This is a genomic window from Bradyrhizobium sp. 45, assembly GCF_023073155.1.
In the GTDB taxonomy this organism is placed as follows: domain Bacteria; phylum Pseudomonadota; class Alphaproteobacteria; order Rhizobiales; family Xanthobacteraceae; genus Bradyrhizobium; species Bradyrhizobium canariense_D.
The window spans coordinates 1-23,594 of the sequence record NZ_JADPIX010000076.1 but is presented as its reverse complement, the minus strand read 5'-3'; the positions used below and the strand labels follow the sequence as shown (position 1 = coordinate 23,594).

Annotated in this window: 21 protein-coding genes, 1 tRNA gene and 1 pseudogene; 11 read left to right on the top strand and 12 right to left on the bottom strand. The window is 61.6% G+C overall.

Annotated features, from left to right (window positions below):
* Positions 1 to 340, top strand: a 340-nt coding sequence (locus tag IVB42_RS13430; RefSeq protein ID WP_247469853.1) for a transposase, incomplete at its 5' end; no start/stop codon positions are given.
* Positions 341 to 353: 13 nt separating this feature from the next.
* Here the strand turns inward: IVB42_RS13430 and IVB42_RS13425 are convergent.
* Positions 354 to 1,307, bottom strand: coding sequence for a hypothetical protein (locus IVB42_RS13425; RefSeq protein WP_247470394.1), 954 nt, complete (start codon positions 1,305 to 1,307; stop codon positions 354 to 356).
* A gap of 128 nt (positions 1,308 to 1,435) precedes the next feature.
* A complete protein-coding gene (locus IVB42_RS13420) occupies positions 1,436 to 1,831 on the bottom strand; it encodes a DUF2946 domain-containing protein (RefSeq protein ID WP_247368164.1) in 396 nt (131 codons plus the stop codon).
* Between the two features lie 658 nt (positions 1,832 to 2,489).
* Between IVB42_RS13420 and IVB42_RS13415 the strand changes: the two genes are divergently transcribed.
* Together IVB42_RS13415 and IVB42_RS13410 are read left to right on the top strand one after the other, a co-directional pair.
* Positions 2,490 to 3,521, top strand: coding sequence for a porin (locus IVB42_RS13415; RefSeq protein WP_247470392.1), 1,032 nt, complete (start codon positions 2,490 to 2,492; stop codon positions 3,519 to 3,521).
* A 135-nt stretch (positions 3,522 to 3,656) separates the two neighbouring features.
* On the top strand, positions 3,657 to 3,824 hold the full coding sequence (locus tag IVB42_RS13410; protein WP_247368168.1) for a hypothetical protein: 168 nt from the start codon (positions 3,657 to 3,659) through the stop codon (positions 3,822 to 3,824).
* Between the two features lie 83 nt (positions 3,825 to 3,907).
* On the opposite strand, the gene IVB42_RS13405 is transcribed toward IVB42_RS13410, so the two are convergent.
* Together IVB42_RS13405 and IVB42_RS13400 are read right to left on the bottom strand one after the other, a co-directional pair.
* The gene (locus IVB42_RS13405) at positions 3,908 to 5,071 is read right to left on the bottom strand and encodes an ABC transporter substrate-binding protein (RefSeq protein WP_247371345.1); all 1,164 of its coding nucleotides are present in this window, start codon (positions 5,069 to 5,071) and stop codon (positions 3,908 to 3,910) included.
* Positions 5,072 to 5,331: 260 nt separating this feature from the next.
* Positions 5,332 to 6,060: a TetR/AcrR family transcriptional regulator gene (locus IVB42_RS13400; protein ID WP_018456547.1), complete on the bottom strand. Its 729-nt coding sequence runs from the start codon at positions 6,058 to 6,060 to the stop codon at positions 5,332 to 5,334.
* 148 nt (positions 6,061 to 6,208) lie between these two features.
* On the opposite strand from IVB42_RS13400, the gene IVB42_RS13395 reads away from it, so the two are divergent.
* The 4 genes from IVB42_RS13395 to IVB42_RS13380 all read left to right on the top strand — a co-directional run bounded on the left by IVB42_RS13395 (position 6,209) and on the right by IVB42_RS13380 (position 10,664).
* Positions 6,209 to 7,402 carry a cytochrome P450 gene (locus IVB42_RS13395; RefSeq protein WP_247368169.1) on the top strand — a complete coding sequence of 398 codons (1,194 nt, stop codon included), beginning with the start codon at positions 6,209 to 6,211 and terminating at the stop codon, positions 7,400 to 7,402.
* Positions 7,403 to 7,764: 362 nt separating this feature from the next.
* On the top strand, positions 7,765 to 9,078 hold the full coding sequence (locus IVB42_RS13390) for a DUF2130 domain-containing protein (protein WP_247470398.1): 1,314 nt from the start codon (positions 7,765 to 7,767) through the stop codon (positions 9,076 to 9,078).
* Between the two features lie 54 nt (positions 9,079 to 9,132).
* Positions 9,133 to 9,208: transfer RNA gene (locus IVB42_RS13385), tRNA-Ile, on the top strand.
* 283 nt (positions 9,209 to 9,491) lie between these two features.
* Positions 9,492 to 10,664 carry a hypothetical protein gene (locus IVB42_RS13380; protein WP_247405534.1) on the top strand — a complete coding sequence of 391 codons (1,173 nt, stop codon included), beginning with the start codon at positions 9,492 to 9,494 and terminating at the stop codon, positions 10,662 to 10,664.
* On the opposite strand, the gene IVB42_RS13375 is transcribed toward IVB42_RS13380, so the two are convergent.
* The 6 genes from IVB42_RS13375 to IVB42_RS13350 form a co-directional block, all read right to left on the bottom strand.
* Positions 10,661 to 11,425, bottom strand: a complete 765-nt coding sequence (locus tag IVB42_RS13375; RefSeq protein WP_247470389.1) for a hypothetical protein — start codon at positions 11,423 to 11,425, stop codon at positions 10,661 to 10,663. The genes IVB42_RS13380 and IVB42_RS13375 overlap by 4 nt on opposite strands.
* 341 nt (positions 11,426 to 11,766) lie before the next feature.
* Positions 11,767 to 13,812, bottom strand: coding sequence for a hypothetical protein (locus IVB42_RS13370; protein WP_247470387.1), 2,046 nt, complete (start codon positions 13,810 to 13,812; stop codon positions 11,767 to 11,769).
* On the bottom strand, positions 13,797 to 14,684 hold the full coding sequence (locus tag IVB42_RS13365) for a hypothetical protein (RefSeq protein WP_247297801.1): 888 nt from the start codon (positions 14,682 to 14,684) through the stop codon (positions 13,797 to 13,799). The genes IVB42_RS13370 and IVB42_RS13365 overlap by 16 nt, the downstream gene beginning before the upstream one ends.
* The gene (locus IVB42_RS13360) at positions 14,681 to 15,682 is read right to left on the bottom strand and encodes a hypothetical protein (RefSeq protein WP_247297803.1); all 1,002 of its coding nucleotides are present in this window, start codon (positions 15,680 to 15,682) and stop codon (positions 14,681 to 14,683) included. The genes IVB42_RS13365 and IVB42_RS13360 overlap by 4 nt, the downstream gene beginning before the upstream one ends.
* Position 15,683: 1 nt before the next feature.
* The gene (locus IVB42_RS13355; RefSeq protein ID WP_247470385.1) at positions 15,684 to 16,790 is read right to left on the bottom strand and encodes a GTPase-associated system all-helical protein GASH; all 1,107 of its coding nucleotides are present in this window, start codon (positions 16,788 to 16,790) and stop codon (positions 15,684 to 15,686) included.
* A complete protein-coding gene (locus IVB42_RS13350) occupies positions 16,790 to 18,085 on the bottom strand; it encodes a metallophosphoesterase (RefSeq protein ID WP_247470383.1) in 1,296 nt (431 codons plus the stop codon). The genes IVB42_RS13355 and IVB42_RS13350 overlap by 1 nt, the downstream gene beginning before the upstream one ends.
* A 222-nt stretch (positions 18,086 to 18,307) precedes the next feature.
* Between IVB42_RS13350 and IVB42_RS13345 the strand changes: the two are divergent.
* The 4 genes and pseudogenes from IVB42_RS13345 to IVB42_RS13330 all read left to right on the top strand — a co-directional run bounded on the left by IVB42_RS13345 (position 18,308) and on the right by IVB42_RS13330 (position 22,128).
* Positions 18,308 to 18,680: pseudogene (locus IVB42_RS13345) on the top strand (hypothetical protein).
* Positions 18,681 to 18,692: 12 nt separating this feature from the next.
* Positions 18,693 to 19,142 (top strand): hypothetical protein, encoded by a 450-nt coding sequence (locus tag IVB42_RS13340; RefSeq protein ID WP_247470381.1) that lies wholly within the window; start codon positions 18,693 to 18,695, stop codon positions 19,140 to 19,142.
* 4 nt (positions 19,143 to 19,146) lie between these two features.
* On the top strand, positions 19,147 to 19,896 hold the full coding sequence (locus IVB42_RS13335) for an SOS response-associated peptidase family protein (protein ID WP_247470380.1): 750 nt from the start codon (positions 19,147 to 19,149) through the stop codon (positions 19,894 to 19,896).
* 75 nt (positions 19,897 to 19,971) lie between these two features.
* Positions 19,972 to 22,128, top strand: coding sequence for a 3'-5' exonuclease (locus IVB42_RS13330; protein WP_247470378.1), 2,157 nt, complete (start codon positions 19,972 to 19,974; stop codon positions 22,126 to 22,128).
* A 211-nt stretch (positions 22,129 to 22,339) separates the two neighbouring features.
* On the opposite strand, the gene IVB42_RS13325 is transcribed toward IVB42_RS13330, so the two are convergent.
* Complete coding sequence (locus IVB42_RS13325) at positions 22,340 to 23,287, bottom strand: recombinase family protein (RefSeq protein ID WP_247470396.1); 948 nt, start codon at positions 23,285 to 23,287, stop codon at positions 22,340 to 22,342.
* Between the two features lie 31 nt (positions 23,288 to 23,318).
* A complete protein-coding gene (locus IVB42_RS13320; RefSeq protein ID WP_247470376.1) occupies positions 23,319 to 23,477 on the bottom strand; it encodes a hypothetical protein in 159 nt (52 codons plus the stop codon).
* Positions 23,478 to 23,594 lie beyond the last annotated feature (117 nt).

Sequence of the window (23,594 nt, the reverse complement as noted above, 5' to 3'; positions counted from 1 at the left end):
AAAGTACGAGAAGGCCGCCGATTGCCTGAGCAAGGATCGAGACACGCTACTGGCGTTCTACGACTTCCCGGCCGAGCACTGGAAACACTTGCGGACGACCAACCCCATCGAAAGCACCTTCGCCACCGTTCGCCACCGCACCATCCGATCGAAGGGCTGCCTGTCCAACAAGACGGCACTCGCGATGGTCTTCAAACTGCTCGAGGCCGCGCAGAGAAGCTGGCGTCGTCTCGATGGCCACAACCAGTTGCCAAAACTCGTTGTCGGTGTGACATTCAATGATGGGATCGAGGTCATCGCCAAGCCGACCGACCGCCAGCCCATAACCGCCGCCGCCTGACCGGCTCCGGCCGTCACCAAAATTTGGCGATAGCTCCAAACCCCTTGCCCTGGTCCGTATGATCGTGGATCGCGTTAGTGGAGGGGGTCGGATTTTCCAGGCCCAGATTGCTGCCGAAGTAGCGCCCGGAGACGAAATACTGAGTGCTGCCGACCGTACCGCCCCACTCGGCGTAGGGCGTGATGGTCTCGTGGCTGCCGCCATAGATGCCGACCTTGCCGGTGTTGTCGAAGGCGCTCGACTTGGTTTGGATGTCCACGACGCCGGCGGTGCGCAGGCCGTATTGTGCCGGCAGCGCGCCGGTGATCAGCGCAAGATTGCCGACAATGCCGGTGTCGAGAATCTGGCCGAACGCACCTACGCCATCGGGCAACATGATGCCATTGATGCGGTATTGAACGTTGGCGTGTTCGTTGCGGACGTGCAGATCACCGCCAGCCGCAGAGTCCTGACTCACCCCTGGTGCCTGCAACAGAACCCGATCCAGCGAGGTATTCTCGCCTTGCGGCAGGGCTTCGATGGCCTGCTGTGTGATCTGATAGGGGCTCGTGCCGGTTGGCGCCAAGATGGTCTGGCGAGCCGCATCGAAATGCTGGTTCTGCTCGGTGACCACCTGCGCCTGGGTCGGCGCAGGCGGCAGGGTCCTGACGACGACCTGCGGCGTCGGCGGCTTGGGTGACCGCCGCCGTTCGACCGGGGCGGCGACGCGCAGTTCCGGCAGAGGTTTGCCCGTCCCCGCCTGCTCAGCTGCAGCCGGCGCAGGCGTGGCACTCTGCTGCGGCGTCTCCTGCGGCGCAGGGGGAATGGCGGGAGCAGGGGTTCTGTCCGGCGGTTGCGGCTCGGCTGTGGCGGCTGGTTGAGGCGCGTTGCCCTGCGCCAACGCTGCCGCGCCGGTAAGGGCGAGCAAGCCTACTGATGATGCCGAGACGAGCGCCTTGCGGCGCAACAGCTGAAGCGGAAGACCCATGATGGGCGCCTGACCAAATCTGCGCTTGAGATGCTAAAAATGCCGTGCGGGCCGTTCCGAAATGGAAAGGAGCTTTACCATTCACAAGTGGCGAGGCTCCCCAGCCAGCGGCATAGCGGGCAAGAGGGTCAGGAGATGGGGGGGCCGCGGGACTGGAATGGCGCGCGACGAAGCGCGACGACGAGGCGAGGTGGCGCCGTCCTGCGATCAACAGCAGCCTGCTTGAACTCCAATAAGGTTACAGGGGGTGTCGAGGCCAACCCGTTAGCCAGCGCCGCGCTCGCGACGCAGATTGGGCACAGATAGTCGGGGTGAGAGTCGTTCGAATGCCCCTGCGCCTTACCGTGATCGGGCAAAGCCAGAGCGTCCACGATGGAACCGCGCTCCGACGCCTGGCCAGCGTGAACATGCCCGAAGGACAGCGCAAAGTTCATGGCCAGCGCGAACAGCGCGAACCATGTATTCAGCCTGGCACTAACCCGAAACCAGCGCATGTTCAGCCAGTTCTCATCCGCGCGGCGCACTTGCCGCTAACGACTTATCCTAGCCCATGGAAACTCGTCTTGAAAGGGCAAGCGCTTTCGGGAGCCGGACCAGGAGTGCGGGCAACTTAGGGGCCTCAGTTGCCACGCAAATATCCGAATCTGGCCCTTCGGCGCCTACTAGGCCGCCGCGCGCACCTTGATCGCTTCGTAGCCTCAGCCCAAGGGATTATGGGTACACGGTCTCGTTCTCTGACCGGCTGCGGACCGAGCGATGTTGGCGCGTGCCGGTTTTACCACGCCCGTAGGCGTAGCTGGGGCGCGCAGCATCATTTGGAAGAGCGCCCGGTTGGCTTGGTACCGCGCCGCGGAGCGCCTCCTTTCCGAGCTTTGCATGATGAGGTGACCGTCGGCCGTGAATAGAAACCACATCCATCTTCGGCCCCGCCGTCGCAGCTGGGTCTCTACAACGAGAAAGCGCTCGGGCATCGCCGCCGCCGACTGGTCAGAGGGACTTCCACTGCTGTTTGTCTTTCCGTCTCGTCTCAGGTTCAGGGACATCCGGCACGCGGCAGCAAGGTTCCCGATCGGCATGGTCTCCGGCAGGAGCCGATCAACGTCGTATCCTGTCGAGACAGATCCGGTGTTGCATGCGGCAGTCGCTCCGTCACCCGCGCCTCTGCCCGCTCCGGAGCACACCGTGGTCAGCAGTGGCGGTGCGCCGCTCTACAGCAAGGCTCCCGGAGGCAACCCATTCATCGATAACACGACGGTGACCCTCTACGGCCACGTCGATCTCTCCGGTGACATCTTCAATGCCGGCGTTTACGACCAGGGCACCAAGTTCGGCGTCCCCAGCAACCTGACTTATTTCGGGGTCCGCGCGCCCTACGGCTATCCCGGCTGGGCGGCGATCGCGCAATTCGAGTCGCTTGTAGAAGTCGCGGCCGTTCCAACGGAGCGCGCGGCGTTCGGTACCCGCGACAGCTTCATCGGCATGGAAAGTCCCTGGGGAACGATCAAGGCCGGCAAGGCCGATACACCGTACAAGAAGGCGACGTCGAAATACGATCCGTCCTCGGCAACGCTCGGCGACTACAATTCCATCATGGGCAACACCGGCGGCGACCTGCGCGCCGAGTTCGATTGGCGGGCGTCTCATGCCATCTGGTATGAATCGCCTATGTGGTATGGTTTCCAGGCCGCTGTCATGGTGTCGCCGGGACAGAACACGGCAAAGGACAACAGCGACTATGCCCTTGGCGACTCCAACTGCCCCGGCACTTCGGCGCGGGGCAGCGGCTCCGGCTTCCCACTGACTTCAGCCCCGGAAGGCTGCACCGACGGTTCCTACGGCAATCTCTACGGCGCCTCGCTGACCTACAATCAGGGCCCGTTTACGGCTGTTGCGGCCTATGAGCTGCATGAGAGCACCAATCGCATTGGTGACGAGGCGGTCACGCCGCTCAGCAATGGCGGTCTCCTTCTCGTACCGCCGGGCTCGGTTGGCGTCGCGAATGAATGGGCGGCCAAGTTCGGCGCCGGTTACAAGTTCAACGACATGATCGGGGCCCTGCAACTCTACGGCATCTACGAGATCATGCGCCGGGAGCATACCGATCCGGCCTTCAACGAACGCTCGCGGGATGGTTACTTCGTGAGCGCGACCCAGACGGTCGACAAATGGGATGTCAGCGCCTCCTGCGCGCACGCCAATTCGTCGCCAGGATAGCCCGGCACTGGCGTCCTCAACACCTACACCGTCGCGGCTCCTGCAGCCGCCGGCGCTGCGAATTTCGCGCTCAACACGCTGAACTCGAGCGCCGACCAATATGCGCTGGGCGTCAAGTATCACTTCAGTCCGTTCGTGAGCTGGTACCTGGTCGGCAGCTACTTACGCAACGGCCCGGGCGCGCATTACTGCCTGGGCGTCTCTGGTCACGGCTATGGCGTCTGCGGCCGCGATGCCAACAACAACGTGGTTTCCGGCAACAAGGCCGAAGCGGTCACGACCGGCATGACGTTCGACTTCTGAAGCCAAGGTCTACTACGTTCGTAATGGGGAGCCATGCCGGCTCCTCTTTCCGAAGGTGAGCAACATCGTGACGCAGGGCGGCGTTAAGGCACGCCGTTTTGCGGTGATACGATCCGCTGCCAGGTCTTCACGAACTGCTCGCGTTTGACCGCATCGAGATAGGTCAGCGCCGGGAGCCCTAGCGTCGGAAAATTTAGCAGGCCCGGTTTGTCAGCGAGATACCGCGCTTTCATCTGCTCGCGGTCAGTACCCAGACCGGCAATCGAAAGACCGAATGCATTTGACACGACAGCCTGGCCGGCTTCCGAGAGCGCATACTCGACGAATGATCGGGCAAGTGCCGCATGTTTCGCTTTGCGGGGGATCACGATCGTGCGGGATACGGCCACGACGTAATCTTCCGGCAGCACGATGCCCAGATTTCGTTGCGCCTCCGCCTGGCGCAGTGCATAGGAGCCCAGGACATCATAAGCGATGACGGCGTCGCCGCGGCTCAGCGAATTCAGCATATCCTGGGTACAGCAATACAGCCGTGCCTCGGCGAGGCCGAGCGCGTGCGCAAGGCGCCAGAAGTTGGCCGAAAGCATGGACTCGGTGGTTGCAAACAGGTACCCGACGCCGCTGACCTCGATGTCATAAGTCGCAATCTTGCGACGAAATCGCTCAGGCGAAATCTCCAGCAGCCGGATCAGATCCTGATGCGACTTCGGCACTTCAGTGCGCTCGATAGCATCCTTGTTGTAGACGATGACGGCGGGTTCAAGCGTGAACCCGAAGATCTCGTCGCGCCAAATGGCCCAGTCCGGCAACCCACGGACTGTGATCGACGCCTTCTGGACGTGCCCATCATTCGCAAGCTTGACCTGCAGGTCCATGGCCGAGCTGATCAGAAGGTCGGCGGCCGCCCTATCATCGCTCGGTGTCACGGCCTCCTGATAGAGCGGGACAGTCTCATAGAGGCGATAGCGAACTTCGGTTTCGGGATGCGCCTTTTGAAAGCCCTCAATGACCGGCCCCATCGCCACGACGTCTGCCGTTCCGTGAATGAGCAGCGTACCGGAGGCCGGCGAGGGCGCGGAAAAGACGATCAGCTCGTGCGTGGATTTTGACTGGTCGGCAAAGCAGACGCAGCTTTCGGTAGATTCTGGCGCAAAGTCAGATTCGGATATTCCATAATGAAGGTTATGGTCGCGCTTGCGTCGAACCGGCGCTATCGAACGCATCGGTGATAGGGTCATGGCCTGCATCGGCTCCTCGACCGTGCGGATTGGAGGTGGCTCCTGTAAGCGGTGCGCTGCGCTGACCTTTTGCAGGTCGGCCCGATTCAGGGAGACGGTAGCGAGAGATGTCGACGTCTGAAGATGCAGGTCACGCGGACATAAAGAAGGACGAGGGTGAGCGCCGTAGGGCACACAGTAGGGGCCAAGTCGGCGACCGCGGTTGGCATAGAACAGACATGGCCGGAGTTGAGTCTCACAAACCGAGTTGTTGGCTCCGTGCGGCCGATCTAAAGGAAATTGATGATTGAAATTTTCGGCCAGGCGTCCGTCCGCCGCGCGGCTTCGATCTTCGCCGACCAAGCGTCAATGAGATTGCCGAGTACCAATCGGCCGTTGCCACGGATATCCGGCCATTTCATAGTTGGCGTTCCGAGCGGCAGTGAAATCACTCCATGCGCCGCGCAGAGCAGGGCCGTTGCCAGTCGTTGCGTTAGCATCGGCGTTGTCTCCACACCCAGCTCGGAGAGATACTCGCCGATCGAGGTCACAAAAATCCCAAATCCCCGCCGCGCAATGTCGGTCTGCCCGAAATAGACGCCATCAGGAAAGCGTCTGTCCTCGACCGTCCCAGCCATCGAATAGAGCGAGCGGAAGTGATCGGGGTTGTCGACCCAGTAGTCGATATAGGTCTCCATGACACGCCGCAGCCGGGCCTCGCTGTTGGAATGTCGCGCGCGGACGCGCTCGAGCCGATCCGCCATTTCCTCAAGATTCCGTTCTTTGACCGCCAGCAACAGAAGTATCTTGGTCGGGAAGTACTTGAGGACCGTGCCCTTCGAGTAGCCAAGCGCGTCAGCAATCTTCTGGATTGACACAGTTTCGAGGGTGCCCGTCGCGAATTCCCTGCGCGCAGTTTCAAGGATGCGTACCTGCAACGCCTGCTTGTCGGCTTCCTGGCGCGCGCGGCGCTGAAACCGCCGCGCGCTCTCGGGATTTCCTGACCGCTTGATCGACATTTTCCGAATCTCCGCCGGTCTCTCCTTGCCGCTACGTCACTGGAATGACAAGCAAAGAAAGATCGTTCATTACCGGCTTGCTACGCTTGAGATAAATGACTATGGTCAATTAACCAGAAACGACAGACAGTAGGAGGAAGCAGTGGGGATGTTGGCGCTCGATCATGCCTGCAGTGACTTCGATCCGTTCGGCGCGGATACCCGCGCCGATCCATACCAGGCCTATGTCGAGCTTCGCGCCGCGGGGCCGATCATCCGTCTTGAGAAGTACGGCATCTTCGCCGTGCCCAGGTTCGCCGAGGTCAAGGCAATCTTCGCCGATCATGTGAACTTCAGTAATGCCGGCGGTGCCGGACTAGCCAACTACTTCAAGGAAAAGCCCTGGCGCCCGCCGAGCATCGTCCTTGAGGCGGATCCGCCGCTGCATACGCGCACCCGTAAAGTGCTGGCGCGGATCATGTCGCCTGGCGCTATGCGGAAGTTGGAAGATGCGTTCAAGGCCAAGGCCGTCGCGCTGGTCGATGACCTCGTCGAAAAGGGGTCGTTCGATGCGATCCGCGATCTTGCAGAAGTGTTCCCGCTGACCGTGTTCCCGGACGCACTCGGCATCGACAATGAGGGCCGCGAAAACTTCCTGACCTATGGCGCGATGGTGTTTGCCGGCATGGGGCCGGAGAACGACTACTTCCGAAGCCTGATGGCCCATGCGCCCAAGGTGCTGCCCTGGGTCGCCGCGAAATGCCTGCGGCAGGCGTTGGCTCCCGGCAGTTTCGGGGCGCAGGTCTATGAGGCGGCGGATACCGGCGAAATCACAGAGGAAGAGGCGCCGCTGCTGGTCCGATCCTTTCTCTCGGCCGGACTGGATACTACCATCAGTGCGATCGGCATGGCGCTCTACAGCCTTTCCCGTCATCCCCAGCAGTGGGCCATCCTGGCCGCCAATCCGTCGCTGGCGCGCGCGGCGTTCGACGAGACCCTGCGGTACGATTCGGCGGCGCCATATGTATTCCGGACCACGCCGCACGAAACCGAAGTCGCTGGTGTGCCGATCGGCAAGCACGAGAAAGTGTTGCTGCTGATTGCATCGGCAAATCGCGACAACGCGCGGTGGGAGCGAGCCGATCAGTTCGACATCACCCGGCACGTCGCCGGACATATCGGGTTCGGTACCGGCATCCACGGCTGCGTCGGTCAGATGGTCGCACGGCTCGAAGGCGAAGCCGTACTGGCAGCTTTGGCTGAGCGTGTCGCATCGATTGAGATAGCAGGCGAGCCGCTCTACCGGGACAGCAGCGGATTGCGTGCGCTCAGCTCGTTACCAGTGCGCGTTGTCACGCAGTAGGCGCGGCCGGTCGCGCAGGGGCTCACGTTAGCGGCCGCCAAGCCTTAGGCGAAGTCCGCTAGAACCGACCTAATTCCAACACCGGATCCGGTGGCACTGCTTCTCGTCGCCTGCAACGATGATGACGCGGGAACAAGGAATATTGAGAGGGCAACAGTCGCAGCTAGAGATAACCAATTGATTTTAATGGCATTTTTGATTCGCATAACATAGATTATGGAATATTTCGACGGATCCGCACGTTCGGATTTCAGATTTTGAAGCCCACAGGTGGAAATCCCATGTGGACACGCACATTCCGCTCTGGCGCCGACACACCAATACGGTTCAATCGCGACTCAGCGACGAATGAGATCAACGCGATGAGCTTCAAAGCGGCAGCCACGAATGGCGCATACGAGCCTACCTTACATTGTCCGAACTGCAATCACGAAATTCGACTGACGGAATCGCTTGCCGCGCCCCTGCTCGAGCAAACCCGCCGCCGCTTCCAGGAACAGCTCGCGGGAAAAGATGCTGAAGTCGCCCGCAAGGCTGAGGCGCTCCGTCTGGAACGCGAACAGCTCACCAAGGACCGCGAGGCGGTCGAAGACCAGGTCGCGAAACGATTGACGGCCGAACGCGAGCGGATTGTCGCTTCTGAAGCCAAGAAGGCGCGCGAAGCCTCTGCCGCGGAACTATCAGCGAAAATTAATGAGGCTGCCGAGCTCCGTCAGCTTCTGGAGGCGAATAACGGCAAGCTTGCCGAAGCCCAGCAGGCTCAGGCTGAACTTATTCGCAAGCAGCGCGCGCTGGACGATGAGAAGCGTGAGTTGGACTTGACCATCGAAAAGCGCGTTCAGGCCTCCGTTGCAACGGTTCAGACCAAGGCCAGGCAGGAAGCCGACGACGCTGCCAGGCTTCGCGTTGCCGAAAAGGATCAAACGATCGAGTCGATGGCACGTACGATCGAGGAACTGAAGCGCAAGGCGGAGCAAGGTTCGCAACAGGCCCAAGGCGAAGTCCTCGAACTGGAACTCGAGGAGCTTTTGCGCAGCCGTTTCCCAACGGATATCATAGAACCGGTCGGCAAAGGCGAGCTTGGCGCCGACGTCATCCAGCAGGTCAACGGCGCCGTCGGGCAGCCGGCGGGCATAATCCTATGGGAGACGAAACGTACCAAATCGTGGAGCGACGGTTGGCTGGCGAAGCTCAGGGATGACCAACGGCGGTCGGGCGCCGACGTATCGCTCATCATCTCGCACGCGCTACCCAAACACATCGAACAATTCGATCTGATGGATGGCGTGTGGGTCGCTCATCCTCGGTGCGCCCTCCCCGTTGCGGTAGCGCTGCGTCAAGCGCTGCTCGACGTATGCGGCGCACGGCTCGTGCAACAAGGCCAGCAGACAAAGATGGAGCAGGTCTATGACTATCTGACCGGCACCAGATTCCGGCAACGTGTCGAAGCGGTCATCGAGAAATTCAATGACATGAGAGACGACCTGGACAAGGAACGCATGTTTATGGGTCGCCAATGGGCGAAACGCGAAACGCAGATTGTATCTGTGATAGATTCGACCGTCGGGATGGTCGGCGACCTCCAAGCGATAGCCGGCAAGTCAATGCCTCAAATTCCCAGTTTGGCGCCGCCCTTGCTAGAAGCCGGTGATCCGCCCGAACGCAAAGCGAGCTAGTTTCACTAGACGATCGCCTCCCTTCCCTGCCGCGTCAGCATGACGATTGGGAACGGGCCTGTAGCTCAACGGTTAGAGCCGGCCGCTCATAACGGTCTGGTTGCAGGTTCGAGTCCTGCCGGGCCCACCAGCGTGATCAATCAATGTGCGTCCACTTTAAGAGCGACTCGATTGGACAATAAGAGCGACTCAATTCCGGACCGTAAGAACGACTCGATTTTGTAAGTGGCTGTTGGGCTTTCGAGAATCCGGGAACCCCAACATTAACGCCAAAAAGATTCGGCCGTGAGGTGAAAACCGCATACGGCAACGAATTCGGGGCCATCAGAACTGGCAGCCAGCACCAAGATGACTACCTTGTCTCAACGGTTGAAACCGCAGCCTGAAAGTTGCATTCGATTGGAGGCCGGTCATTGAGCATGGATGACAAGGAAGTTGCGGAAGACTATCGCCGGCAACGCCAGGCGGCGTCGGCAAGGATCACCGGCTACAAGGCCCGGACGCCGGCGGAGCAACTCGAGTGGATCGACGAAAACAAGGAAACGCTTCTCAAACTCATGAGAGGAGCGGAACCTCCAAAACCCGATGACGAGGATCACCTGGAAGCCTACAGGCAGGCGATCAAGAGCGCTTCGGCAGGCTCGGAATTCGATGACGTCAATCTCCGCGCGACGCTAGACCGCTTGATGGGAGAAATCGAAGACGCGTGCCTAGAACACGGAGTTTCGACCCACGCCGGTGTTGCCTATGGAAATGACGCGGCGCTGGATCTCGGAATCGGTCAACTCCCCGTCCTCGAAACCGAAGCCAGCATCATCGACGTAAGCGTCCACTTCCTATCGTTCATCAACCAAATATCGAGGCTGCTCGGACGTACCGTCCCCCATGATCGAGTGGGCGAAGACCATGTCCTGATAGTGCGGGACATAAATCTTGCCCGTAAAATGCTGGAGCGCGACATCGACCTCGCTCACGACTGGAGCGAAGCGCTGACGTCTTTTGCGGTCACCGGCGTGCAAGCGCAAAGCCCCACGGTGCCTCTGAACGATCCGCAAAATGTGATACGGACGCTTTTGCTTCGAGCGATCGAGGTATTCGCGCTCGGGCATGAATATGGCCATCACTCGATGAAACATGGTCGGGTAACGACGTCCGATGAATCTGCGACCGACCCGTTTCAAGACGAATTCGACGCCGATCTGTTCGGGCGCAATTGCTGCATCGTCATCTGTTCGAAGGAGGACGAAGAAAACTTCTACGCAGTGTCGGGGGCTGGTGCCGTCGTCATCCTCGGCGCGCTGGATCTTATCAGGCGCGTAAGAGCGGTGCTAGAAACAGGCCGAGACGAGCCCCCACCGAGATCCCATCATCCACCCTATCCGGAGCGTGTCTCCAATCTGGCCAAAGTGGACGGCAACCTGCACGCAGATAATCGACAGCAAGCTGCAGACTATCGCCAATTCTTCTTCGATCTCATCGAAGTTGTCTGGGAACGTATTAAGCCGATCATCATCGACTATCGCGCATCCGGCATCCGTCCGAAGCCAGATACTGACGAAGCAACCGGATGGCTTCCGTCACGCTAAAGATCGGCCAGACGCGTCAGCGCCTGGTCGATCAACCGGTCGTCGGTCTCGGTCTGCGCACGCTGCACGTCGCAGTCCAACTGATAGACCAAGTCCGCCAAATCGTGGTCGTTCAGTGAAGGGACCAGATCGAACGCTTCGCCCTCGATCGCTAAAAGCGGGACGCCTTCTTCTCCATAGAGTTTGAACGCTTCCGTCATGTCCTTCGGCAGCCACCGTTCGTAATTCGAAAGCGGGACGCGGTACGCACCATCATATTTTCGGCCCGACAGACGCTTGGTCAGAAGGCCCTGATAATCTTCATCCCGCTTGGATCGAGCCCGTACCTGGCGAGATCGTTCGTAGATCGACCGCCTGGCCGCGCGAAGCGCATCCAATTCCGCCGCCGCCGCGTTGCTGGCGAATGCGAACTGTCCGCTTGCGGTGCAGGCAAAAAATCCTCGCTTTTCGGACAGGCGTCCCTTGTAGCCCTTCTTGACCGTGCAAGCCTGCCAGACATCGACGACTGTTCGGGACGACAAGCCTCTAAGAATTTGCGACGGTATCTTCTTTAGGCTCAACGGATGGTGATCCAAGATCGAGTGCATGCCGGCGGCATGGACGGCGGTCGGCCAAGTCCAGTGAACGCGCAAAACGTTTCGGTTGAACATCACGCAAGCGTCTTTGTGATCCGTGACCACTTGCACAGTCCACTCCTGCGCTCTCGGCGGCATCACCTGCCTTACCAAAGTCGCAAGTTTTCCATCCGCCAGTGCCGGCATTGAGCGCCACCCTTGTTAGGGCGGTTCTGCCTCGCTTTTCCTTCCAACTTTAAGCCGAAGCGCCCACGGCTATCCCGACGGACACGATTAGACTCTTCCTGAATGAATCCTTGGGAAATCGACACAGCCGATATTCCTAAGGTAACGGATTCTTTCCGATGACCGAGCCAGCGCCTGACCATCACACATCGGACGAGGCCCGCCACCCGATCTCCGCTGTCCGGGCGTCGGCAGGCTTGCAAGCGAGAAGCGGGCCGGACGCTTTTCGGCGGCCACCCGATATCTACCGACAACTGCAATCGGAGGCGCGCATCTCGCTTCCTTGGATGTAGTTGGCGGTATCAGAACCAGATCGCGTGCTTGACGACCCGAAGGCGTTCGCCGTCGATGCCCGCATCTCCCATGCGGTTGCGCATCCACTTTAGGTATCTCTGGCTTCCGTACTTTTCTGATAACGCGCTGATCAGGGCGACGAAGAAGTCGTCTCGTTCCGTGATCCTCACGAACGCCAGCGCGTCGATCCCGCGATCGAGATACATGCTGACGACGGTATGCCGAATCCTGACACACCTGTCCCAATCCTCCCACCAATACGATCGATCCAGTCTGCGATCGAGGATTCTCCAGGCGTCGTCCGGCAATATCCGCTTCTCGGCCGCATCGTAGACGACGTCGAACGTCGCTTGCACCAGGTCGACGCTCTGCAAGGTTCGCCTGCCGAGGCCCCGGATCAGCAGAAAGGACGCCAGATATGCGTTCTGCAGCGGCGCCGACAGACGTCTGATGGCGACGAGCCACGGATCGTCCCCGAACGCGTTCGGGATCGAGTCCGGCGACACCGAGCGCGCGATCGCTTCGAGCGTCTGCGCGTCGTCGAGCCACTCCTCGACAAGAACGCGCGCGACGGCGTCCGAATCCGAAGCGATCGCCGAAAGCCACTCCGCTCGGGTCCCGCCGTCAATTGCCAGGTCGCCGGAGCGCGCAAGCAGCCTACGCAGGACCCGGTCGCTTCCGAAAGCCGTCTGAGCCGCGCGAGCCAGCGACCCGCCCGAGGCGATCATCGCTTCGATCGTATCGTCGGCCCGGCCCGGAGAACTTCCAACGAGCCGGAGCACGTCTGATCCGGAGGCGCCCTGCAGCGACCAGAACGCCGGTTCGGTCGCAAGGTCGGGTCTCGCTTCCAGCAATTCGAACAGATGATCCGGCGTCGAAGACACGCCCTCGATCAGCGCCGTCGGCGGTAAGGCCGCGATCGCGCGGTCGGCGATCGCGGCCTTCTCCGGGTCAGACCGGACGTTGAACAACGCTTTCGGATCGCGGTGCCAGATCGCGCTGCCGACGCGTTCGGCGGCTGCCTGCGCCTCGTTCGCGTCGATCAGGGCGAAGTTCCGCAGGACGAACTGCTGTCCTTCGGTCCCGATCCGGTCGGCCGCAGCCGCCGCAGCGCGGACGATCGACGAACGGGCCGCGTGCCCCTGATCGGTTGCCATCGTTTGCTCCAGCAGCGCAATCGCGCGCTCGACCGCGGCCGGGTCGGATTCGAACTGCAGCGAAAGCGCGTGCAATGCAGCCAAAGGCTCAAACGATTCGCGGCCGCCGACATCGCTGCCCGCAGCGCGCAGGAAATTGCGCAAGCTCCCCTGGAACCCCTGCCCAAGGTCGGCCACCGCGTCCTCCAACCAGGCCGTCGAGACGAAATCGCGACGGTCCGCATCGACGGCTCCCTTGAATTGCGTCGGTCTCACACGTCCGGCGGCCGGCAGGAATTGCAGATCGAACGTCGCGTTCGCGGACGACCTGTCGGCGAAAGACAACGTACAGAACCGGAAGGAGCGCCTCAGGCGCGGCCATTGCTGTCCCCAGATGGCCAGAACGAGGCCGTCGCGGACCGCGACTTCGGCGGCAATCGAAACGATCGGCTTGGCCGGCTCTTCGTAAAGAGCGGATAGTATTCGGCGCGCGAGATCGTCGGGCACGCCGAAACGATCCGACGAATCGGACGACGCGTGATCGATCGGGCTTCGATAGGAATTCTCGTCGCCCCTGGGTCGTCGGAACAGGCCCAACAGGCCTCCCGCGCTCGATAACGAGGGGATGTCGCTGAAATCGATGAGAATCGTGTGCGTCCACACACAGCCTGGTCGCGGCAACTCGGGCGCGGGCCACGTGCGGGCCAGCGCGTAGTGTCCGCTCTCGACCAGCGGAAAGCCGGTGAGATACCCATCCGCACCCATGGTCGCCGCAGGTCCCGAGGCATCGCTCATCATAAGCAGCGTCTTCGCATCCCGCGACGGCAAGTCGATGGACGACGCCAGCAGGCGATGGCCTTCCGAGTAACCGTGCAGCGTCTGCTGCAGCGGTACGCGCCCGCCTACTTCGTGAGCCATGCGATCGGCTCCGTGAGATCGTGCGACGGTTCGGACGATATCAGGGTTATGCGGCTCGACGCATCCTCCAACTTGCGGATGGCGGCGACCCTTTCGTTGCGGGCTTCGTCGTCGAGCTTTCCCTCCCGCTCGAAATCCCCGCCTTGCGCGCTGAGTCCGTAAGTCCGGACCGTCCAACCGCCGTCTCCATAGCGGAGGTATTGGTCGAGCAACGGCAGCTCGCGAGCGAGATACGCCTCCGGCCTGATGTCTGGCTCCTCCTCCATGACTTTATCCCAGGCGGACAAGACCACGGCCAAGCGGCGTGCCGGCACCTGCAGCGCCGGGCAGCGCATCAGCTGCAGCATCTCGACGAGTTGAACCGCGGTGGGAGCATCCTTCGGATGCCAGCCTACAGCGGTGCCGGCGCCGGCGCCGGAGGCATCGAGCCCGCCGGCCTGACGGGTCGTTTCGGCCGCTCCCATCGGGTGTTTGATCTTGTCGGCGTGAACGAAGAGAAGAATGCCGGCACCATTGCGGAGAAGATCGGCGAGTTTCGGATCGCATTCCCGATCCTCCCACATCTGCTGGAAGGATTCGCCCGAGAGGTCCGGAAACGCCATCTGGATTCTACGTTCGGCGCCGTCTTTCAGATTCATCGAGACGGTCTTTCCCGAGGTGATCTCCGTGTGGATCTGTTCCTTCGCATGCTGCCATCGACGCATGATGGCGTTGAGGTGCGAGAAATCGACACCGCTCAAGGAGTCGAACTTGAGGAGCGCGTCCGGGTCGCGCTTCTCGAACACGACGTACCAAAGCGCTGCAAGAAACGTCGTCTTGCCGGATGCGGGCAGTCCGCAGATCACGACAGAGCTTTCGGATGCATCCGTCATTCGCTCGATCCCTGCAGTCGATGCATGTATCTCGTCGGCGACGGCACGAAAGGTGCCGGCTCGACGAGCTCGATCGGGGCGGCCTCCTCCCAATAGGCAAGCAACGCGTCCACCCCGTGTCCGAGCGGCAGCGTATCGTCCGAGGGACAGGCCGCAACCCTGAACGATCTGATTTCTCCGAAGCTGCCGCCATGCATTTGCCGGAACTTTTCGTCGAATCTTTCGAAGTCGCGCTCCACGCGCTCGCGGTCCTGCGACCGGAAGACGTCGTCCAACTTCGTGAGGACGAGGGCCACGCGCGGACGTCCCTGAATGGCACCTCCATCCGCCAGCGCCTGCGCGATCGCCAGAATTTCCGATCCGACGGAAATCCGCGTCACAGGATCGGCCAACTGCCGTCCGTCGACGAGAAACGTAATAGTATCTGCGCGTGTCACCTCGACGAAACCTTGTACCGTGCTCGCGTCGTCAGCCGCCGCCCGGTAATCCTCGCCGCCTCGATCGGCGACCAAAAGATCGATTCTAGGCAAATCCGGCCGTCGCATCGCAGTGTGGTAAAACCTCACCTCCGTCAGGATTGTGCGCTCCGTTTGCGGAACGGCGTTCTTTGACACGCCGCGCGAAGGATGGCAGGCACGCTCGAACGCGTACATCGATTGGGAGCCGCAGAATCGCAGGGGACCGACGGGCCCGCGGAGGAAAAGTTCGAAGACCGAAGAGATCAGGGTGGTCTTGCCCGCCTCCTTGGGTGCCACCACGGCGATGACGCGCGAGCTTCCCCGACGCAGGATCGAGGATGCCTCTTCAGGGTCCAAGAAGTCTCCCGACGGTAGGACGATCCCGCTCTTTCCGTTCGCCGCAGCCTTGACCGACTGCTCGACGACGAGAGGCTTGCCGTAATGCGTGCACTTGTCGAGAGGCAATCCCTCGACGCATCGGCCGTCCTGGCGCACCTTGCAGGCGGAGTTCGAACACAGGATTTCGGCGCTCTCGGCCAACCTAGCTCTCCGACCAGATGCCGAGACGTTCGCGATAGAACAGATTCCCAAGGTCGATGCCCGCGACGGCCAAGTCCGAATCGATGCCGGTGATGGCTGACCACGCGGCCGGCCACGACGTGTCGTCTCCGACTTCCAGCTTCCGCTGGATGGCGAAGTGAATAGGCTGCGTCACCGCGGACGGCTTCGCGCCATCGACCACGAGCGTGCGCAGAAAGCTGACGTCGCACGCGTTGATCGCCGTCGAGATCGCAGTCTTCTTGCATTCCTTGAGGCCGGCTCTCGAAAGAATCGGCTTGACCGACGACGGCCCGGGCGCCTTGCGCGTCGCGTCGGCGAGCTCGGCGGCGAAGATGATCGGCTGCGCATCGGCGGGGACGTCGACGAAGGGGCGATCGAGGGTCTTGCTGCGTGCGCCGAAGAGCCACCACAGCATCTGAAGCTCCTCGTCCTGAACAGCGACGAAATCATCGATGCCGGCGAGGGCCGCATTCGTCTTTCTGACGACGTCGGCCATCACGCTGTTCGTGTACTTCGTCAGATTGTCGATACCGGCCATCACGACCTCGATCGAAAATCCTTCCTTCGTCATCTTGTCGCGCGTGGCCTGGTCGAGGCCGGTCCGTCCTACGTCGGCAACCCGACCAATGGTCGGACGCGTGCGCCGCCCGTCGGCGATCCTCGCGATCGCGACTTCCGCGGCGGCGGCTAGATCGAACGGGAAGGTCGCCTTCCGGGAGCCCACGAAGAACGCACCCGACGTCTTCAAGGACGCTTCGACAGCGATGTCGTCGTCTCCGTCGAGGATCGTCGCGAGCGCTGCGCCGCACAGGATCTCGAGTTCCCGGTCGTTGTCGGCCATGTCGAACAGGTCGTCCGCCGCCCTAAAATGTTCGCGCAGGACCGCCATCGCGGCGTCGCCGGGGCGCGATTTCGATTTGAGCAGTAGAGCCAGCATCGTTTCGATGCCAGCGGAGTCCGCCGCCTTTGCGAGCGACGCGACCCCCTTCCACCTGTTGTCCAGCCTGGCCCGATTTTCGCTGACGTCCACCGTGCGATACCAGCGCGGAAATTCCCCCCTCATCGGCGGAACGCTTTCCTCTGCCATCAGCGCCTCTCCCTCTTCGCGATTTCGCGATCCAGTTCTTCGAGCAGATTCTTCTGTCCCGCCCGGATCAACACCCTGCCGAACCGCTCGGACGGCGGGAGCCCGGCCTCCGCCGGATCGTTCAGCTTCAACGTGCGGGAAATCTCGCGGCGGTCGCTCATGTCCAACTGCCAGAAACGCAGCACAATGCTACGGGCGCGATCGTCTGACATGACTGCCTCCACGCCATCCGACGGCGGCTCGGCGACGGGCGACGCCGGCCCGACGACCGCGGCCGATGGCCTCGGATTTACGTTTCTCAATCTGACCTCGGCATGATGGATTTCGCAATCGTCGTCCTTAATCGCCTTGAATCCCTCGGGACTGGTCTGCCATTCGAGCAGATGGGCCGCGACCTCGAGCTGCGGCTGCCCGGTCTTATTCCGGCCCAGCGAGAGATCGATCATGTTGTATCCCGGTCTCCAATCCTTCTCCTGCCGTTCCGGATTCACCGCGCCGGCATAGAACGTGACGTACCTCGGGTCGCGCACGATGCGCTGGCGATGCTTGTGGCCGAAGAGATGGACCGCGCATCTGCTGGTCACGTCGTCGGCGACCCGATCACCATCTGTAAGCCAGTCCGGGGGGTGGTGGCACATAACCAGGTTGACGACATCGTCGACAGGATCGAGGGCGGTCTGCTGCGGCTCGACGTAGAGATCCCGTTCGACGTCATTCTGGCCTTCGGGAGTGCGCCAACCCGACAGGATGGTCGAGTTGAGACCGTGAATCCGCAGCGTGATCCCGTCCCGAAAGGGAAGATCTGCCTTCCAAGACAACCGTTCGGGGGCGAAGATATTGCCGGAAAAATTGAAGGCGAAGTCGTTGTAGGCGGCAATGGGCCTCAGAAGTGCCGGTCCCGTCTCGGCGTGCTGCAGCTGTCGTTCAATCTGCCATTCCTTGTCGTCGGCGCTCGCGGCGTTGACGATGGCACGCTGTGCGTTCTGAACCGACAGATCGGCGCGGATCACGTCACGATCCACGTCGTGGTTCCCGGGGATGACAAAGATGCGGTTCCGGGCGCACCCGCAAGCGTCGGCCAATTCATAGAGCCATTTTAGGGCCGCTACGTATTCCTGCGGTTTTCCGGCGAAAGCGATGTCGCCGCCGACGAGGATCGCATCGACGGATCCGAGCGACTTCACCCGGTCTCTCGCATCTTGGATTAAGCGCGTGCGGAAAGGCCGGTCTGGGTCGCGGTTCGTGTTGCAGATCGGATGACGAAAATGAATGTCCGATACGTGAAGTAAAAGCATTCCCGAAACAGCTCCCCATCGACGATTACCCAGCATTTACCTCAACTTATCCGGGAATCGCCGGTCTTCGACCTGTGAATTTCTTGAATTTCGCTTGGCTCTACAGCACCATAGATGGGCGAGAGCGCTGTTCCCGTCAACGAAGTCCTCTGAAAAACATCTTCTCGTACTCGACTCTTGCGTTCTTGATATGTTCTAATTCGGCATGACCGACCGCCCCGCATGCCCACCCGGAAGCAGATGGAAGCCATGGCCCCTGCCGTCGGCAGGAACGCCCCCCGGTGCGCGGGCTGGCTCCGGACGACGACCTACCGCCAGAATACTGGCAGTCGCTCCTGGCGGACGCCGGCGCCGGCGGGGGCCCGGCGCCCGCTGTGTCCGGACGCCAGCTCCGGCTGGACCGGATTTTCAAGCACCTTCTGCGGGTCGGTTGCCGGCGCTGCGGGAGGACTGTCGAGATCCAGAAGGCCGATGCGATCCGGCTCTACGGTCCGGAGGCGGTTTGGCGGGACGTTGGCCAGCGCTTGCTCGATAACACCTGCAGCCAGCGGACCGGCGCCATGAGGAAGACGGCTGCTGGCCGTCGTACGACTGACGGCTGCTGTCCATGGCGCCAAAACACCACGGGACCCCGCTCTCCGGGGGCGACCGCAAGGCGCTCGTCAAGGAACTCGGCAAGGCCCGCGCGATGACGACGATTCTCGCCGCCCAGTCGGCTGAGGCGCGGACCAAGGGTGAAGCGCTTATCAAGCAAGCCGACCGGCTCCTGTCCGAGTCCTGGAACGAGCGCATGTGGGCTGATGGCGGCCCGATCGACCCGTCGCCGACAATCGACCAGGCCATCAACGGAGGCTATAGCTGGTTGCAGATCGAATGCTCGCGGTGCAAGGCCGCGCGCGACGTCGATCTGGCGGCGCTGACGCACCCTTCGACCACCTACGTGCATGATCTCGCCAGCCGCCTGCGGTGCCGGAAGTGCGCGAAGGCCGGTAAGCGCCCGCCTGCCGCCCTGCTGCAGCTGGCCCAGAGGGCTCGGCATCCGGATCCGGAGACCTGAAAACTTGTGCAACCTCTACAGCATCACCACCAACCAGGCCGCCATCAGCGCGCTGTTCCGCGTCGTCAACCGCTACGTCGGCAATCTCGCGCCGATGCCAGGCGTCTTTCCCGACTACACGGCGCCGATCGTCCGCAATGGCGCTGCTGGTCGGGAGCTCGCCACCGCCCGATGGGGTATGCCGTCGTCGTCGAAGGCGCTCATGGACACTACGAAGAAGCGGGCCGAGAAACTGCAGGCCAAGGGCAAGACGGTTGACTTCAAGGAGCTGCTGCGGATGGAGCCGGACAGCGGCACCACAAACATCCGGAACGTGAAGTCGAAGCACTGGACGCGCTGGCTCGGCGTCGAGAATAGATGCGTGGTGCCGTTCAACTCGTTCAGCGAGTTCAACAAGGCCGAGGGCGGCGACATCTGGTTTGCACTCGACGAGACCCGCCCGCTGCTCTGCTTCGCCGGCATCTGGACCAACTGGACATCGGTCCGGAAGGTCAAGCAAGGCGAGACCACCAACAACCTCTACGCATTTCTCACAACCGAGCCGAACGCCGAGGTCGGAGCGATTCATCCGAAGGCGATGCCGGTGATCCTCACGACGCCCGACGAGGTCGAGACCTGGATGACCGCGCCTACCGAAGAGGCCTTGAAGCTGCAGCGCCCCCTTCCGGACGGTACGCTCCGGATCGTGGCACGGGGCGTGAAGGAAGACGCCGCGCCGGCGGCTGCCGAAGTCCGCGGCTCTGGTCACCCGTAGCTCGTCGAGCGGCTTGACTTTGAGGACGGCACTCGAACAAAAATAGAACAAACGATTCTTGCCCCGAAGGTCCGCTTGGCCAAATTGCCGCAACTGCCCGTCTACTATTATCTCGACCACTTCGCCGAAATGTTGGGGTTCGTGGAGCGGACGTATGCCCCCGTGCTTGGTCCGGAGCATCATGCCTTCATGGCTCGGTTCGGGCGCCTATCGAGAGATGCGCGATGCCTCCTGGTCCGCATGATCAACAGGCGCGGTGCCATCTTCAACCGATCCCTGTTCAACTACCCCGAGATCGATGACGTCGAGCGGGCGGCCGCCGATCTGACCGCGGCCGGTCAGGCCCGCGCGCTCGGCGAGGCGGACTATGCGGCCCTCGTCTCGTCCTTGCCGAAGGACGTCCTCGTCATCGGAGCGCAGGCGGCCGGGCGAGGAGACGTCCGCAAATCCTGGTCGAAGCCGAAGTTCGTCGACTATTATCTACAGAGCATCCCCTTTTCGGTCGCAGCGCAGCACTGTGGCGCCCGTAATTTCATCGCGCTCGAGGGGACGCAGCCGATCGAGTTCCTGCTCTACCTCTACTTCGGCAAGACCGAGGTGAACCTAAAAAACTTCGCGCTGCGCGATTTGGGGATCCTACGCACCAACCGAGAGACCTCGTTCAGCGCGCGCTTCACCGATGCCGAGGAGGCGCTCGCCTCGTTCCACTACAGCCAGATCCTCGACAGCCTGGAGGCCGGATCGGAGCCTGTCCATAGACGGGCCGCCGTCGACGTGCTCACCGGCCCAGCCTACACGTCCCAGTACGCCGGCGATCTCCACAGCCGCGCCGCGCATCGGACGGGACTTTTCTTCGAAAAAGCGGGCGAGAGCGATCTAGCCCGTCAGCTCTACCGCGCGGGGTCTTCGCCGGACTGCAACGAGCGTCTAGTCCGACTGCTCTACAATGCCGGCGACAAGACAGAGGCCGAAGCACTGCTTCAGCGGATAATCGATGATCCCGCCAGCGATGAGGAACAGCTCTTCGCCACCGACTTCTACGCCCGCAAGTTCGGCGGACGGCGCGCAGGTCTCCACAACGAACTTTTGCGGTCCGGCCGCACGATCACCGTCGATGACACCCATCGCGGCAATCCCGAGGCGGGCGTCGCCGGCGTGCTGCGGCGCGATGGTACGAAGGTCTTCTTCACTGAGAACGTGCTGTGGCACACCCTGTTCGGCCTGCTCTTCTGGGACGAGCTGTTCGAGAGCACCCGCATGCCCAGCGGGTTCGATTGGCTGCCTCATTGCCTGAAGGACCGCAGCTTCCGCCGGCTCTTCGCCGCGATAATCGACGAGAAGCTGGCGGCCATCGCGTCCGGATACGCCCTACCGTTGATCCTCCGCACCGTCGCAGCGAGATGGGGGCGCCCGAACGGGATCTTCAGCTGGGATCACGTGCAAGTGGAGGCGCTGCGCGCCCTGCTCGAAGGATCCGATACGGCCGGCATCGCCAGCATCGTCCGCGGCATGTGCGACGATTTCCGCGGGATGCGAGACGGCTTCCCCGACCTCATGTTGGTCCAGGACGGCAAGGCGTCCTTCATGGAGGTCAAGGCGGAAGGCGATGTGATCCGCCGCAACCAACTGACCCGCCTCCGTCAGCTCGGCGACGTCGGCATTGTGGCCGAGATCGGTCGGGTCGACTACCGCTTCGACCCCGAGCAGGATTACGTCGTGGTCGACATCGAGACCACCGGCTCATGGTCGAACGGCGACCGCATCACCGAGATCGGCGCTGTGAAGATCCGCAACCACCGGGTCGTCGACGAGTGGCACTCTCTCCTCAACCCGCAGCGTTCCATTCCGGCAAAGATCGTCCAGCTGACCGGCATCACGAACGAAATGGTTCGGGACGCGCCTTTGTTCGCCGAAGTCGCGGATTCCTTCATGCAGTTCATGGCCGACGGCATCTTCGTCGCCCATAACGTCAGCTTCGACTACGGTTTCATCACCTACGAATTCGAGCGGATCGGGCGGCGCTTCAGATTTCCGAAGCTCTGCACATGTGTCGGAATGCGGCGGCGCTTTCCGGGACACAAATCCTACGGACTAGGGAAACTCTGCGAGATCTACGGCATATCGCTCGACAATCACCACCGCGCCCTATGCGACGCGCGGGCCTCCGCCCAGTTGTTGAATCTCATCAACCAGAAGCGGAGTGAGGAGAGATACATCGGCGAAGCCGCCTAGCGGTTCGAGCCAATGGGTGACTTGGAAACGGCTCCGGAAAATTCCGATAAGACGAAATTTGTCTTGCTTCGTCGGGCAAAACAGTGGTTCATAAGGCGCTGGTCCTAGCGACACGAAGGAGCCAGCCCGATGGCGAATGACGTGGACACCTCCTCGGAATTGTCCAAGATCGCGAAACTGAACGGTGACTTCCGAAGGAATTATGGCACTCTCATCGGTGCGATTTTGTACCTCCGCACCGTGAGCGCCGCCCGCCGAAGCCCTTGGCTTTGGGCTGGCCTGATCTCGATCGCTTTTTCGGCAGTGCTGAGCTGGTTGGGGCGGCATGGGTGGTTTTTGGCAGCATTGCCTTGATCGCGCCGAACAATGCCCCCTTTTCCTTGTAGACCGCGCCCCGATGTCGACGAAGGGACTCGGGGGAAAGCCAGACGTACCGGCCCGCCCTCAGCGGGGCAGGCAACAGCACATAGTCCTCGATCGCCCGATTCGCCGCATCCAGCCGCATCACGGCAAGCAGGCCAGATGAGATCTGCCTTCGGTAAGCCTTCCACTGCGCGGCGTGGTCCTCTCCGCGATGCGCCAGTCGTCGCGCCACGAGAAATGAGACCAGGCGCTCGCCGCCGATTTGGAGAGCTATGCCATCAGGAAAAAAGTCAGCCTGCAGGCCCAGCTCGGTTCTCAGCAACTCCGCGAGCTCGGCAGCATGCCTCGCCTGTTCGGCAGCCCAAAAATCCCGGGTCTCGATCCAGTCGCAGTTACGCGGCGACGTGTATCCGATCAGCGCGTAGGCCTTTCGCAACGACCCGAAGTGCTTCACGTACGAGGAGACATGATTGAGGCCCAGCGTTTCGTTGATGGTGCGCGAATTGAGCTTACCGCGCCGACGGAGCGCGAGACGTAGGCGCACCAGCATCTCATCTTCCGGAATTTCCACGCGGCGCACGGCAAGCAGCTTCTGGGCGCGCACGAAGATGCCGGGGTCCACGATAGGCTCGATCGCCGCAGCGCCCCGGACCCAGGTGTGATCCGGGTTTTTGACCAACTTCTGTCCCAAGCGCCGCGACGTGCGATTGTAGACGGTCTTGCCGATGTAATTCTCGTTCGCGAGGATGGTCGGTATCATGCCGTCGGTCCAGGCCCGGCCGTTGTGATTGGCAATTCCCGCCTCGTTCAGTTGACGCCTGATGTCGCTAAGATTTCCGGCCGTTGACGAACTGATCGAAAATGGCGCGGATCACGGCTGCCTCCTCGGCGGAGCCGTGCTGCAGTCGAACGCGATCCGATTGCAGAGCCTTGAACCGGCCCTTCTCAAGGAAGCCCTTCGGATGCTCGCTTTCGTCGACCATCATGCGGCGGAGGCCGTAGCCTGCGCGTTTCGCGGGATCGTGAGCACGGATTTCAGCGCATCGTGAGCAACGATTTCAGAGGATCGTGAGCAGCGATTTCAGGCGATCGTGAGCAACGTT